We start from the raw sequence: 13,668 nt of genomic DNA, 5'->3' as shown, positions 1-13,668 counted from the left end.
TACCAAAGCGTACCGAGCGGTCACTCCGCGCGGCGCAGCACCGCCCCGACCGTCATCGCCAGGATTTTCCAGTCCAGCCACAGCGACCAGTTCTCGATGTAGAAGTTGTCCCACTCCGCGCGGTCGGCGATGGATGTCTGCCCGCGGAGGCCGTGCACCTGGGCCCATCCGGTGATTCCGGCCTTGACCCTGTGCCGGTCGCCGTAGCGGGCGATCTGGACGTTGAACAGGTCGACATACTCCGGACGCTCGGGCCGGGGGCCGACCAGGCTCATATGCCCTCTTATGACGTTGATGAGCTGGGGCAGCTCATCCATCGACGTCGCTCGCATGATCTTGCCGATCGTGGTCCTGCGGTCGACACCTTCGACACCACCCGGCGCGGAATCGGCGCTGCGCTCGAATTTCGCGTCGCTCTCGCGCGGCGGGCGCATCGAACGGAACTTCAGACAGCCGAACTCTTTTCCGTCGCGACCGATGCGGGGTTGGCTGAAGAAGATGGGCCCCGGCGAGCTCAAACGGACCAGCAGCATCAGGGTGAGGAAGAACGGTGAGATCGCGAGCAGACCGAGGCCTGCGAACAGACGGTCGGAGAGATGCTTGGCCGCGAACTGCCAACTGCGGGGGTCGGTCCGGGGAACGGCGATGAGGGGCAGCCCGCCGATGTGCTCGATGTGGGCGTGCACACCGACGGTGTCGTAGATGCGAGGGACGATCCACACCGCGACCCCGCGTTTGTGCGCCACCTTCACAGCGGCATGCATCGCGTCGTCACGGGTACGGGAGAACGCGACGATCAGGCATTCGGCACCTGTCCGCGTGATGACCTCATCGAGCATCTCCAGCCTGCCCAGGTACGGAATGCTCGCGGGTTGGTCCCGGTCGATCCCCATCATCGGGATCTCGTCGTCGATGATCCCGACCGGCGTCAGGCCGTACTCCGGCGTGATCTTGAGGCGATCGACCACCTTGGCTGCGACCCGCCCGTTGCCGACGATCAGCGTCGGGGCAGTCATGCGGTTGTGGCGGTAGTGGTGGTTCTTGATGGCGATCCACACCAGCCGGCCCAGTGGGACCAGGACGGCCGCACACATCCACAGCCTGGCGATCGAACTCCCGCGTGATCCCGTGATGAAGGGGTTCAGCACCAGGCCGCTCAGCAGCAGCATCGCCGACAGAGCGACAACCGCCTGCACGGTGGGCAATTCGTCGAGGAACGTGCGCTTGAGCGACCGCTGATACATCCCCCGAAGCGCGCTCATCGCAACGATGGTCGGCGCGAAGAAGAACAGCATCCAGGTCGGCGGCAACTCCAGGCCTGCGTGGGTCGCCCACGTCATGCCAACGGCGACCGCCAACGATGCCGTCGACAGGTCGATCGCCGCACCGATGTACGGCTCCCAGGTCCTGTGTCTATGTAGCTGGACATTCTCGACCGGAGCTAAATTCGCCATTCCCCCGTTGGCAAGTGAGTTTGCCGTATGGGAGGAGTCAACCGTGCGGGTCACCGTGACCAGAACAGTTCTCTCGATCCGCCATGCGAAAAGATTAACTCGACGGGGTGCGTGGCGGCGGCAATTGCCACTTTAGCGTGATGGCAAATGTCGGGAACAAGTTAGCTGTGAACTTTGCCAGAGGTAGCGTGCGTCCATTCAGGCAAAGTCTTCGGCTTCACAAAATTTACGCTGACCTCACATGCCGTCAGAAATTGCTACCATAGGCAAACTGATCTTGAAAAGATCGACGTTCTCTTGATCTCACAATTTGGGATTGTGAAGGTTTGACCGATAAAACGAAGCCCCCGAGACCGGTGGTCTCGGGGGCTTCGCAGCAGGTTGGAGATCAGGCCTGACCGACCTCGAAGCGGACGAACCGCGTCACGGTCACGCCGGCCTCATCGAGCAGCGCCTTGACCGACTTCTTGTTGTCGGACACCGACGGCTGATCGAGCAGCACGACGTCCTTGTAATAGCCGGTGACGCGACCCTCGATGATCTTGGGCAGCGCCTGCTCGGGCTTGCCCTCGTTGCGGGCCGTCTCCTCGGCGATACGCCGCTCGTTGGCGACGATGTCCTCGGGCACGTCCTCACGGGTGAGGTACTTGGCCTTCAGCGCAGCGATCTGCAGTGCGACCGCATGCGCGGCGGACTTGTCATCGCCGGTGTACTCGACGAGAACTCCCACGGCGGGCGGCAGGTCAGCCGCGCGCTTGTGCAGGTAGGTCTCGACCTGGCCGTCGAAATAGGCGGCACGGCGCAGTTCGAGCTTCTCGCCGATCTTGGCCGACAGGTCGGCGATGGACTGCTCGACCGTCGTGTCGCCGAGCTTGGCGGCCTTGAGCGCGTCGACGTCGGTCGCCTTGGCGGCGGCAGCGGCGGCGACGATCTGGTCCGCGGCGGCCTGGAACTCGGCGTTCTTGGCGACGAAGTCCGTCTCGGAGTTGAGCTCGATGAGAGCTCCGTCCTTGGCTGCGACCAGACCCTCGGCAGTCGCGCGCTCTGCGCGCTTGCCGACGTCCTTGGCGCCCTTGATGCGCAGCAGCTCGACGGCCTTGTCGAAGTCGCCTTCGGCATCGACCAGTGCGTTCTTGGAATCGAGCATTCCGGCGCCGGTCAAGTCGCGAAGGCGCTTGACGTCGGCAGCGGTGTAGTTAGCCATAGAAGTCTTTCCTTTTAGACGTCGCGAAACGGATCAGGAGGACTGTTCGGGTGCGGCAGTCTCGCCGGCGGCAGCCTCGGGTGCGGCCGTGGTGGCACCGGCAAGAAGCTCCTGCTCCCATTCGGCCAGCGGCTCGGCCGCTTCGGCCTCGGACTTGTCGGCACCGGCACCGCCACCCGAGCGAGCCTGCAGACCCTCGGCGACCGCGGAGGCCACCACCTTGGTCAGCAGTGCGGCCGAGCGGATGGCGTCGTCGTTACCCGGGATCGGGTAGTCGACGAGATCCGGATCGCAGTTGGTGTCGAGGATCGCGATGATCGGGATGTTCAGCTTGCGGGCCTCGGCGACGGCGAGGTGCTCCTTGTTGGTGTCGACGACCCAGATCGCCGACGGCACCTTCTGCATGTCGCGGATACCACCGAGGCTGCGCTCGAGCTTGTTCTTCTCGCGCGTCAGCATCAGGATTTCCTTCTTGGTGCGACCCTCGAAGCCACCGGTCTGCTCCATGGCCTCAAGCTCCTTGAGGCGCTGCAGACGCTTGTGCACGGTGGAGAAGTTGGTGAGCATGCCGCCCAGCCAGCGCTGATTCACGTACGGCATGCCGACGCGGGTCGCCTCTTCGGCGATGGACTCCTGCGCCTGCTTCTTGGTGCCGACGAACATGATGGTGCCGCCGTGTGCGACGGTCTCCTTCACGAACTCGTAGGCCTTGTCGATGTAGGTCAGCGTCTGCTGCAGATCGATGATGTAGATGCCGTTGCGGTCGGTGAAGATGAACCGCTTCATCTTGGGATTCCAGCGACGGGTCTGGTGCCCGAAGTGGGTGCCGCTGTCGAGCAGCTGCTTCATGGTGACGACAGCCATAGTTGGCCATACCTCTTTTATTTGTCGGTTGTCGCGCGACGTCGGGTGACGCCGAGCCCTGGCGACTGCTTCGATGCCGGACCCGCGTTGAGCGGGACCGCCCGGCATGCGAGGTGACGATGCTCCTCGAAAACGGAGCCCGTGACGCAGACGCGCGAAGTCAGCCCGAGCTAACGAGCTGCGCAGAGAAGTTTACACGCTCGGAACAGGTGCTTTTACCACGGCGAAGGGCCATCCACAGGGTGCTGCGTTGGGCCTTCCCGCGCGCGGCCACGATCGACTGAACTGGGACGATGCGGATCATCTCCATGATCGTGGCGCTGGCGGTGCTGGGCGCGCCCACGGCTTCGGCCGACGACGGGCGCCTGCATTGGCCGCTCGATCCCCGCCCCGCCGTGGTCCGCCAGTTCGACGCACCGTCGCCGAACTGGCAGCGCGGCCACCGCGGGGTCGATCTTGCCGGGTTCGCAGGACAGCCGGTCCGTGCCGCGGCCGGGGGCACGGTGGTTTTCGCGGGCACCCTTGCGGGCCGGCCGCTCGTGTCGATCGCGCACCCCGGCGGGCTGCGCACCACCTATGAGCCGGTGGAGCCCGTGGTTCGGCGGGGGCAACTGGTGACGGCAGGCTCGCACATCGGCGGCCTGCTTGCGGGGCACGAGGGCTGCGCGTCGGCGGCGTGCCTGCACTGGGGTGCGATGTGGGGTCCGGCGTCGCGCGCCGACTATGTCGACCCTCTGGGTCTCCTCGCGACGACGCCCGTCCGGCTCAAACCGACGGGCTAGGCGCGCGGGTGGGCCTGGTCGTGCACGGCACGTAATCGCGCCACCGTGACATGGGTGTAGAGCTGTGTGGTGGCCAGCGTCGAGTGACCCAAAAGTTCCTGCACCACCCTCAGATCGGCGCCGCCCTCAAGAAGATGTGTTGCCGCGCTGTGCCGCAGCCCGTGCGGGCCGATGTCCGGCGCCCCGGTGACGGCGGCCATGGTCTGGTGCACGACCGTGCGGGCCTGACGCGGATCCAGGCGTCCGCCGCGCGCGCCCAGCAGCAGGGCCGGACCCGAGTCCTGGGTGGCGAGCGCCGGCCGCCCGTCTTTCAGCCACGCGGTCAGCGCGGCCTGCGCGGGTTGCCCGTAGGGCACGGTGCGCTGTTTGTTGCCCTTGCCGAGCACTCGCAGCACTCGCCGGGAGGTGTCCACGTCATCGACGTCGAGCCCGCACAGTTCGCTGACACGGATGCCTGTCGCATAGAGCATCTCGACGATCAGGCGGTCCCGTAAGGCGAGCGGATCACCTTCCTGCGCACCGCTTTTCGCGGCGTCCATGGCGTCGATGGCTTGATCTGTCCGCAGCACGGCGGGCAGGGTCCGGCGGGCTTTGGGAACCTGCAGCCGGGCCGCAGGGTCGTCGCCGATGATGCCGCGACGTAGTGCCCACGCCGTGAATGTCTTGACCGACGAGGTGCGGCGGGCCAGCGTCGATCGCGCCGCTCCCCCGGACGCCTGACTGGCCAGCCAGGACCGCAGCACGGGCAGCGTCAGGCCGCGCAAGCCTGCGCCGGGGCTGCGCTCGGTCAGGAAGTCGAGCAGCGACCGAAGGTCGCCCAGGTAGGCGCGTCGGGTGTGCTCCGATCGACCGCGTTCCAGGGCGAGGTATTCGTCGAACTCCTCCAGGACGGCCTCCACGACGCCACCGTGGCAGAGACCCGGTGGCGGTTCTAGAGGACGCGCCGCAATGTGTCCGGAGTGAGATCTGCGCGGGTGGGATAGCCGTCGACGGCCATGATCAAATCGGTTTCGGCCAGCAGGGACCGCAGCACGTGGACGAGTCCGTCCTCGCCGCCGATGGCCAGCCCGTAGGCGTACGGCCGGCCGATGCCGACGGCGGTGGCGCCCAGCGCCAGCGCCTTGACGATGTCGGCGCCACTGCGGATCCCGGAGTCGAACAGCACGGGCATTCCGTCGGCGGCCTCGACCACCCCGGGCAGACAGTCGATGGCGGGCAGGCCGCCGTTGGCCTGCCGGCCGCCGTGGGTGGAGCAGTAGATGCCGTCGACGCCGCCGTCCTTGGCGCGTCGCACGTCGTCGGGATGGCAGATTCCCTTGAGGAGCAGTGGAAGATCGGTCAGGGACCGCAGCCACGGCAGGTCATCCCAGGTCAGCGGATTTCCGAAGAGCCCGGCCCATTGCATGACGGCCGCTTGCGGACTCTCCTCGGGGGACTGGGCGAGGAGGCCGCGGAACACAGGGTCGCTCGTGTAGTTCGACAGGCAGCGGCCCCTCAGCTGCGGGAAGTTCGCCGTCGACAGGTCGCGGGGACGCCAGCCTGGCACCCAGGTGTCGAGGGTGACGATGATCGCCTTGTAGCCGGCCGCCTCGGCGCGGTTGACGAAACTGGCCGCCAGATCTCGATCGGTCGGCGTGTACAGCTGAAAGAACCCGGGAGTGTCGCCGAACTGGGCGGCCACGTCTTCGAGGGGATCCTCGGTGAGTGTGGAGATGGTCATCGGGACACCCGTCCGGGCGGCGGCGCGAGCAGCCTCCAGATCGCCGTGCCCGCTCTGCGAGCAGATCCCGACCACGCCGATCGGGGCCATGAAGATCGGCGTCGGCAGCTTCAGACCGAACAGGTCGACGGACAGGTCGCGTTCCTTGGCGCCGACCATCATCCGCGGCATGAGGCCCCAGCGGTCGAACGCGGTGCGGTTGCCGCGCTGGGTGTGTTCGTCACCGGAGCCGCCGACGACGTAGGACCAGACCGACGGGGCCATCGCGGCCTCGGCTTTGGCCTCCCAACCCGCGTAGTCCATCGGGAAGTTCGGCATGACGCCGGACAGGCCCTGCAGATAGATCTCGAGTTGGTAGTTGCCGAAGGTCATGCCCTCAGCCTGCCATCGACAGGTGGTCTTTCCGGGCTATTTGGATTCGGCCTCGGCGAGTTCACGCTTCCATTCGCGGAAGGTCTCTTCGGTGCGACCGCGGCGCCAGTAGCCGGAGATCGAGGACGCCCACTTGGCGTCGACCCCGCGTTCCTTGCGGATGTAGGGCCGCAGATTGTGCATGACCGCCTGGGCTTCGCCGTGGATGAACACTTGCACCTGGCCGGGCAGCCACGCCGCTTCCTTGACCGCGGCGACCAGCGGGGCGTGGTCGCCCGCGGTGTCGTCGGACACCAGATCTGCGCGTCCGCCGCGGTAGATCCACGCCACCTCGACACCGGAGGGAGCCTTGAGTTCGATCTGGTCCTCGGGCCCGGCCACTTCGATGAACACTTTGCCGATCGCGTTGTCCGGCAACGCTTCCAGCGCGGTACTGATCGCGGGCAGCGCGGATTCGTCGCCGGCGAACAGATGCCAGTCCGCTTCCGGACTCGGTGAGTACGCCCCGCTGGGACCCATGACGAACAACCGCTGGCCCGGGACGGCCGAGGCTGCCCAGGGGCCCGCGACGCCGTGGTCTCCGTGGACGACGAAGTCGATGGTGATCTCTCGACGGCCGGTGTCGGCGTCACGGACGGTGTAGGTGCGGACGGTGGGCCGCTGCTCGGCGGGCAGCTTGTTGAAACTGTCGAGCGTCAACTGGCGTCCGAACGACGTGAGCTTGCTGACGTCGATGTCGTCGTCGAGGAACACCAGCTTGACATAGGAGTCGGTGTTGTCATTCGGCGTGAACGTGTCGAAACCTTTGCCGCCCAGCACTACTCGCACGACATGCGGGGTCAGTTGTTCGGTACGCACGACCTCGAAGGTGTGCACGGGACGTCCTGCCACTTCTTTTCCTCCACTGCTCAGCTCTTCATCCGACTATACGAGTGAGAGCAGCGCGGCAGGTTCCTAGCGTTTTGCCAGCTTCCAGCAGCCATTCTCCTGGACGGCCATGCCGCGGACGTTCAGCATGGTCAGCGGTCCGAGCACCTGCGTCGCGGGCATTCCGGCGGTGACGGCGATCTCCTCCACGGTGCGGGTGCCGCGACCGGGCAGCGCTTCGTACACGACGAATTCCTCGTCACTGAGCCCGTCGGTGTCCCTGGCCGGTCGCTCACGGTCGGGTGCGAACTCGCCGACCTTGCCGACTAACTCCACGACCTCGGCCGCGCGGGTGATCAGTGTGGCATTGCCGTCGCGGATCAATGCGTGACAGCCGACCGAAGACGAGGACGTGATCGGCCCGGGTACCGCACACACGATCCGTCCGAGGGCGTCGGCCCAGGCCGCGGTGTTCGCGGCGCCGCTGCGGATTCCGGCCTCCACCACAACGGTGGCTTTGCCCAGCGCTGCCACCAAACGGTTGCGCGTGAGGAACTGTCGGCGTGTAGGTCGCGTTCCCGGCGGATACTCGCTGACGAGCAACCCTTGCTTGCCCACCCGATGCAGTAGTGCGGAATGCCCTGCGGGATAGGGCACGTCGAGGCCCGACGCAAGCACAGCGACGGTCTCGCCGTCGGACGCCAACGCCGCGCGGTGCGCAGCGCCGTCGATCCCGTACGCACCACCGGACACCACGGCCACGTCGCGCTCGACGAGACCCGCGGCCAGATCGGCGGTCACGTACTCCCCGTAGTTCGTCGCCGCCCTGGTCCCGACAATGGCAGCGCTACGGTCGGGGACATCGCACAGCCGTGACGGACCGAGCACCCAGAGCGCCAGCGGCGGCAAGGCGTGTGGTCTCTTGTCCCGGTCCACGGTGCGAAACGCCGTGAACGCCAGGTACGGCCACTCGTCGTCCTCGTCAGTGATCAGGCGGCCACCCATACGGTCGAGAAGTGCGAGATCCTGAGCTGCGCAATCGAGCTCATAGCGCGCCTCGGTGGCCCGCTTCAGCTTCTTGTCGACGTCGCGTCGCCTGATCTTCTCCGCGGCGGCGACGACGCCCACTCGTGCTACCAGATCCGCAAGAAGCTGGTTGGGCGGCTCGGCCACCCTGGACACGTACGCCCACGCCAACCGCTCGGTCGCATCCATCACCTCCCTCCCATCCCACGGAAACTCATTGCGGTGGCGACGTCTTCTTTGTTCGGTGTCGTGCGTCCGGCGAGATCACCAAGCGTCCACGCGACGCGGACCGTGCGGTCCATGCCGCGGATGCTCAGCGAACCGCGGTCCACCGCTGTCCGCAACGGCCTCATTGCCTCGGCACCGAGTGCGAACTTGCGGCGCAGCAGCGCACCGCCCACGTCGGCGTTGGTGGCGATGCCGTAGGGCCGCCATCGGTCAGCGGCTGCGGCGCGGGCAGTCCAGACTCGTTCGCGGACAGCGGCGGTCGATTCGCCCTCTTGGTCATTGAACGTGCCCTCCCGAGCGGCGTGCATCTCGACACGGAGGTCGACCCGGTCGACGAGCGGGCCCGAAAGCTTCGTGCGGTAACGGCGCCTCTCGGCAGCCCCGCACAAACAATCACGCGGGTCGGGTGGAGCGCACGGGCAGAGGTTGGCGGCCAGCACGAGCTGGATCCGGCATGGGTACCGTGCGACGCCGTCGCGGCGCGCGAGCCGGATCTCGCCGTCCTCCAACGGTGTTCGCAATGCCTCCAGCGCGTTGGTGTTGATCTCGGCGAACTCGTCGAGGAACAGAACGCCGCGGTGGGCTCGGCTGACCGCGCCCGGACGTGCCATTCCCGGACCTCCGCCGACGAGGGCTACCACACTGGAGGTGTGATGAGGCGCCTCGAAAGGTGGCCGGGTGATCAGGGGCGCATCGCCGGTCAGTACGCCCGCCACAGAATGGATGGCTGTGACCTCCAGCGACTCAGCATCCGAGAGCGGTGGCAACAATCCGGGAAGCCGTTGCGCCAGCATCGTTTTCCCCACCCCGGGCGGACCCGTCATCAACAGGTTGTGCGCCCCGGCAGCCGCGACCTCCACCGCATACCGAGCCTGGGTTTGCCCGACCACGTCAGAGAGATCCATCGCGATCTCGGGTGCTTCCCGAGGACTGTCGACGCGAGCATCGAGATCCCCCTTGCCGACCAACCAGGCCTGCAACTGCCCCAGGCCGCGCACACCCCACACCTCGATACCGTCGACGAGGCTGGCCTCGGCCAAGTTGTCGATCGGTACCACCACCGCTGACCATCCCCGGCTCTGCGCGGCAAGCACCGCCGGCAGCACCCCCTTGACCGGACGAACCCGCCCGTCAAGGGCGAGCTCACCCAATAGCACCGTCTTCTCCAACCGCGGCCACGACTTCTTGACCTGGGCGGACAACACCGCAGCAGCCAGCGCGATGTCATACACCGACCCCATCTTCGGCAGCGTCGCCGGCGACAGCGCCAGCGTCAGCCGCGTCTGCGGCCACTCGAACTTGCAGTTGGTGATCGCCGCGCGCACCCGGTCCCGCGACTCCCGCAGCGCCGCATCCGCCAACCCCACCAGGTAGACACCGGGAAGCCCTCCACTGATATCTGCCTCGATCTCGACGATCTCGCCCTCCACACCTCGCACCGCCACCGAAAACGCCCGCCCCAACGTCATCTACCCCACCCCCTGGATGTGGGCGATTTCCGGCGTACGACCGCGCCCGATCCGGACGGTCACGACGTCGATGCGCACCGACGCCCAACTCCTGTTCTGCTGCCCCAACCACAACCCGGCCAGCCGACGCAGCCGCCGCACCTTGTCCACCGTCACGGCCTGCTCGACACCCCCGAACCGATCACTCGTGCGGGTCTTCACCTCGACGAACACCACGGCACGCACCGCATCGTCGGCGGCGATGATGTCGAGTTCGCCGTAGCGGCTCCGCCAATTACGGGCCACCACCCGCAAACCCAACCCCTCGAGATAGTCGACGGCGAGCTGCTCACCCAGCGCCCCGATCTCGGCCCGGCTCTCTGATCTGGTCATGCCGCAACCATCCAGCGCGGCAACGACACACCCACGAATTCATCCCCAAACCCGAATCCATCCACAGGACGACGGGCTTGCGTATCAGGCGGTGGGGCGTCCGTTCGTCGCGGCGCGTCGCGCGGCGAGCAGATGTGTGCGCATCACCGACTCTGCCCACTCGGGGTCACGCGCGCGAGTTGCAGCCACGAGCTCGAGATGGTGAGCCGTGCTGCGCTGCAGCTGTTCGGGTGAGTACCGGTGAAACGTGCGATAGACCACCGCAGGCCGGACCACCGCCGAAACTGCAGAGGCCAGAGCACGGTTCCCGCTGCTGTGCAGGAATCTGTCGTGGAAATCGCGGTTCAGTTCACCGAGCAGATGCATGTCCGTCTTGTCCGCGACGAGGGACGCCATCCGGGTGGCGAGCTCGTCGAGCTCGTCGATCTCGTCGCCGCTGAAACGGGGCACCGCCAGCACCGTGGCCTGGGGTTCGAGGATGACGCGCACCGAGAAGAACGCATCGATCTCGTCGGCGGTGTAGGACACGAGTTGCGCTCCCCGGTTGGGGGATACGACGACGAGCCCGTCGGCGGCGAGACGACGCAGCGCCTCCCGCACCGGGGTGCGACTGAAGCCGAGCGACTCCGCGAGCGCGGACTCCTTGAGCCGCATTCCCGGGGTGATCTCCCCCGCCGCGATCCTCTCCGACAGCAGCCGGTACACCTCGCCGGCCGCGTCCGATCTCTTCGCCGGCACCGTCACTCCGGCCATGCGGCGTGCGCCAGCTCGTCGCGGCTTCCGCCGCGCGAGACGAACGACACCGGCCGACGTCCGGTCTCCTCGGCCATCAGGTTCACGACACCGAGGTAACGGGCCAGGTCGATGCCTGTTTCCACACCCAACATGCCGCAAGTGTGCACCAGGTCCTCGGTGGGTGCGTTACCCAGTACCTCGGGATCACCCGGGAACCACATGTCGCCGCCCAGGCCGCCGAACGCCGTCTCCAGCCAGTCCGCCCCGACCCCCATCGCCGCGATCGCGTTGGCCATCGCCAACCCGTTGCGGTTGTGCAGGTGAACGCCTACAGCCAGATGCGGATGGCGTTCTCGCACAATCTGAATGCCGGTCGCCATCTCGTACGGGTGTTCCATGCCCGAGGTCGCGGCGAGGTAGATGCCGGTGGCACCAGCGTCTACCGCCGCGTCGACGACGGTGACGGTCCGTTCCCAGGCCACCGGCCCGTGTGCCGGCGCGAAGAACGCGCACGCGACACCGACGACGAGGTCGGCTCCGTTGGTACGGACCAGCAGTCCGATTTCCGCCAGCTCCGCCAGGATCTGTTCGGTGGTGCGGTTCTGGTTGCGCACGCTGACTTCCTCGTCGGCGGACGCCACGACGACGATCTCGTCGAGTCCCGTCTGCACGGCGCGCTGGGCGCCGCGGAGGTTCGGCACCAGACCGCGGTAGCGAACACCCTGCGGCCGTGGCACATTCGCCATCACCTCGGCCGCGTCGGCCAGTTGGGGAAGCACCGAGGGGTGCGCGAACGACACCGCCTCGATCTCCCGCACGCCCGCACCGATCAGCCGCCGTACCACCTCGACCTTCGTCTCGGTCGCCAGGATCGGGTCGTACACCGCCTGCAGACCGTCGCGCAGCCCGACCTCGACGACACGGATCCGGTCGGGCAGTTCGGGCATTGCGGTCATGCCACGCCCTTGTCCCGAAGATGCGCCAACTCCTCCGCAGTCAGTCCGAGTTCGCTCACGAGAACCTCCTCGGTGTGTGCCCCAAGGCTCGGCCCGACCCACCGGACGCGACCCGGCGACCGGGTCAACCGCGGAAAGACGTTCTGCATGGCCACTTTTCCGAGCCTCTCATGGTCTACTTCGACGATGGAGTTCCGCGCGCGGTAGTGTTCGTCGGCGAGCATGTCGGGAGCGCGGTAGATCTGTCCGCACGGCACGCCGGCAGATTCCAGCGTCTTCTCCAGTGCAGCGCCGTCGAGGCCGCGCGTCCATTCCGCGATCAACGCGTCGAGTTCGGCCTGACGTTCACCACGGGCGCCGTGCGTCGCGAATCGCTCGTCGTCGGCCAATTCGGGACGTCCCATGGCCTGCGCCAAACGCCGGAACACGGTGTCCTGGTTGGCGGCGATCAACACCCACAGTTCGTCGCTCGTCGGATAGACGTTGCTGGGCGCGACATTCGGGAGTACGGCACCTGTGCGCTCCCGGATGTAACCGGTCTGCTGGTACTCCGGCACCATTGATTCCATCATCCCCAGCACCGCCTCGTAGATAGCAGAGTCGACGACCTGGCCCAGGCCCGTATTGCTGCGCTCATGCAGCGCCGCCAGTGCGCCCAACGTGCCGTAGGTGGCCGCCAGCGAATCGCCGATCGAGATGCCGACACGGCTGGGTGGGGTACTCGGGTCACCGACGACGTAGCGCAGGCCACCCATCGCTTCGCCGATCGCGCCGTAGCCAGCCCGGTTGGCGTACGGCCCCGACTGTCCGAAACCGGAGACCCGCACCATGATGAGGCCCGGATTCTGCTCCGCCAGTTCGTCATAGCCCAGTCCCCAGCGTTCGAGGGTTCCGGGGCGGAAGTTCTCGACGACGATGTCGGCGCGCAGCGCCAGTCGCCGTGCGAGGTTCTGCCCTTCCTCCGTTCTCAGGTTGCACGTGACCGACCGCTTGTTGCGGGCCACCACCGACCACCACAGGGATTCCCCCGACGGACGCTGATGTCCCCACTCGCGCATGGGGTCTCCGCGGGTGGGATCTTCCAGCTTGATGACGTCGGCGCCGAGGTCGCCGAGTAGCTGTCCGCAGAACGGCCCGGCGATCAGCTGTCCCATCTCCACGACCCGGATGCCCGCCAGTGGCCCCGTCACGTCCGTGTCTTCCTTGCGGCCGTAGCTGCCCAACACTTCATCCTCGTTTCTCACGTGATTCCGATCCTTGCCTTCACACGCCGCTCGATGGCGAGCATCGCCAGCACAGGACCGAGCGCGAGCAGGCCGATGAACAGCACCTGTCCGGCGATCTGCTCGACCCGCACGTTGGCGACGTTGTTGACGAGTTCGCGGCCCAATCCGATGTCCGCGCTGAACATCTCGGCGAGCACGAGACCGAGGAACGTCAGTCCGAAGCTGATCCGCAGTGCCACGAGCACCGTCGGCAGCAGCGCGGGAAGCACGATCTTGGTGACCCGTTGCCACCAGGACAGTTCGAGCGCGTCCGCGAGCCGCACCAGTTTCCTGTCCAGCGTCGCGGTCGCTCCCATCACGAGCAATGCCACCCGGGAAGACGCCGTGTAGGAA

Annotated in this window: 14 protein-coding genes; 1 reads left to right on the top strand and 13 read right to left on the bottom strand. The window is 66.7% G+C overall.

Features of this window, described 5'->3' with window-relative positions; all coding sequences use genetic code 11:
• Positions 1-20: 20 nt before the first annotated feature.
• The 3 genes from P9A17_RS09730 to rpsB form a co-directional block, all read right to left on the bottom strand.
• The gene (locus P9A17_RS09730; RefSeq protein WP_278038326.1) at positions 21-1,454 is read right to left on the bottom strand and encodes a sugar transferase; all 1,434 of its coding nucleotides are present in this window, start codon (positions 1,452-1,454) and stop codon (positions 21-23) included.
• A gap of 388 nt (positions 1,455-1,842) precedes the next feature.
• The gene (gene tsf, locus P9A17_RS09725) at positions 1,843-2,658 is read right to left on the bottom strand and encodes a translation elongation factor Ts (protein WP_278038325.1); all 816 of its coding nucleotides are present in this window, start codon (positions 2,656-2,658) and stop codon (positions 1,843-1,845) included.
• Between the two features lie 33 nt (positions 2,659-2,691).
• Entirely contained in the window at positions 2,692-3,522 is an 831-nt protein-coding gene (gene rpsB, locus P9A17_RS09720; protein WP_278038324.1) for a 30S ribosomal protein S2, read from the bottom strand.
• A gap of 293 nt (positions 3,523-3,815) precedes the next feature.
• On the opposite strand from rpsB, the gene P9A17_RS09715 reads away from it, so the two are divergent.
• Positions 3,816-4,304, top strand: a complete 489-nt coding sequence (locus P9A17_RS09715) for a M23 family metallopeptidase (RefSeq protein ID WP_278038323.1) — start codon at positions 3,816-3,818, stop codon at positions 4,302-4,304.
• On the opposite strand, the gene P9A17_RS09710 is transcribed toward P9A17_RS09715, so the two are convergent.
• From P9A17_RS09710 to P9A17_RS09665, 10 genes are all read right to left on the bottom strand, one after another.
• On the bottom strand, positions 4,301-5,203 hold the full coding sequence (locus P9A17_RS09710; protein ID WP_278038322.1) for a tyrosine recombinase XerC: 903 nt from the start codon (positions 5,201-5,203) through the stop codon (positions 4,301-4,303). The genes P9A17_RS09715 and P9A17_RS09710 overlap by 4 nt on opposite strands.
• A 32-nt stretch (positions 5,204-5,235) precedes the next feature.
• A complete protein-coding gene (locus tag P9A17_RS09705) occupies positions 5,236-6,396 on the bottom strand; it encodes a lactate 2-monooxygenase (RefSeq protein WP_278038321.1) in 1,161 nt (386 codons plus the stop codon).
• A gap of 36 nt (positions 6,397-6,432) precedes the next feature.
• The gene (locus tag P9A17_RS09700; protein WP_278038320.1) at positions 6,433-7,287 is read right to left on the bottom strand and encodes a siderophore-interacting protein; all 855 of its coding nucleotides are present in this window, start codon (positions 7,285-7,287) and stop codon (positions 6,433-6,435) included.
• Between the two features lie 63 nt (positions 7,288-7,350).
• Complete coding sequence (dprA, locus tag P9A17_RS09695; RefSeq protein ID WP_278038319.1) at positions 7,351-8,478, bottom strand: DNA-processing protein DprA; 1,128 nt, start codon at positions 8,476-8,478, stop codon at positions 7,351-7,353.
• The gene (locus P9A17_RS09690; protein WP_278038318.1) at positions 8,478-9,986 is read right to left on the bottom strand and encodes a YifB family Mg chelatase-like AAA ATPase; all 1,509 of its coding nucleotides are present in this window, start codon (positions 9,984-9,986) and stop codon (positions 8,478-8,480) included. The genes dprA and P9A17_RS09690 overlap by 1 nt, the downstream gene beginning before the upstream one ends.
• Complete coding sequence (locus P9A17_RS09685) at positions 9,987-10,358, bottom strand: YraN family protein (RefSeq protein ID WP_278038317.1); 372 nt, start codon at positions 10,356-10,358, stop codon at positions 9,987-9,989.
• Positions 10,359-10,442: 84 nt separating this feature from the next.
• On the bottom strand, positions 10,443-11,111 hold the full coding sequence (locus P9A17_RS09680; RefSeq protein ID WP_278038316.1) for a GntR family transcriptional regulator: 669 nt from the start codon (positions 11,109-11,111) through the stop codon (positions 10,443-10,445).
• The gene (locus P9A17_RS09675) at positions 11,099-12,049 is read right to left on the bottom strand and encodes a hydroxymethylglutaryl-CoA lyase (RefSeq protein WP_278038315.1); all 951 of its coding nucleotides are present in this window, start codon (positions 12,047-12,049) and stop codon (positions 11,099-11,101) included. The genes P9A17_RS09680 and P9A17_RS09675 overlap by 13 nt, the downstream gene beginning before the upstream one ends.
• Complete coding sequence (locus tag P9A17_RS09670) at positions 12,046-13,293, bottom strand: CaiB/BaiF CoA-transferase family protein (protein ID WP_278038314.1); 1,248 nt, start codon at positions 13,291-13,293, stop codon at positions 12,046-12,048. Before P9A17_RS09670 ends, P9A17_RS09675 begins: the two co-directional genes overlap by 4 nt.
• The gene (locus P9A17_RS09665) at positions 13,290-13,646 is read right to left on the bottom strand and encodes an ABC transporter permease subunit (protein ID WP_278038313.1); all 357 of its coding nucleotides are present in this window, start codon (positions 13,644-13,646) and stop codon (positions 13,290-13,292) included. Before P9A17_RS09665 ends, P9A17_RS09670 begins: the two co-directional genes overlap by 4 nt.
• Between the last annotated feature and the right edge of the window lie 22 nt (positions 13,647-13,668).

The organism is Mycobacterium sp. 236(2023) (assembly GCF_029623955.1).
In the GTDB taxonomy this organism is placed as follows: domain Bacteria; phylum Actinomycetota; class Actinomycetes; order Mycobacteriales; family Mycobacteriaceae; genus Mycobacterium.
Note: the sequence above shows the minus strand (reverse complement) of the source record. Positions and strands in the feature narration are given on the sequence as shown.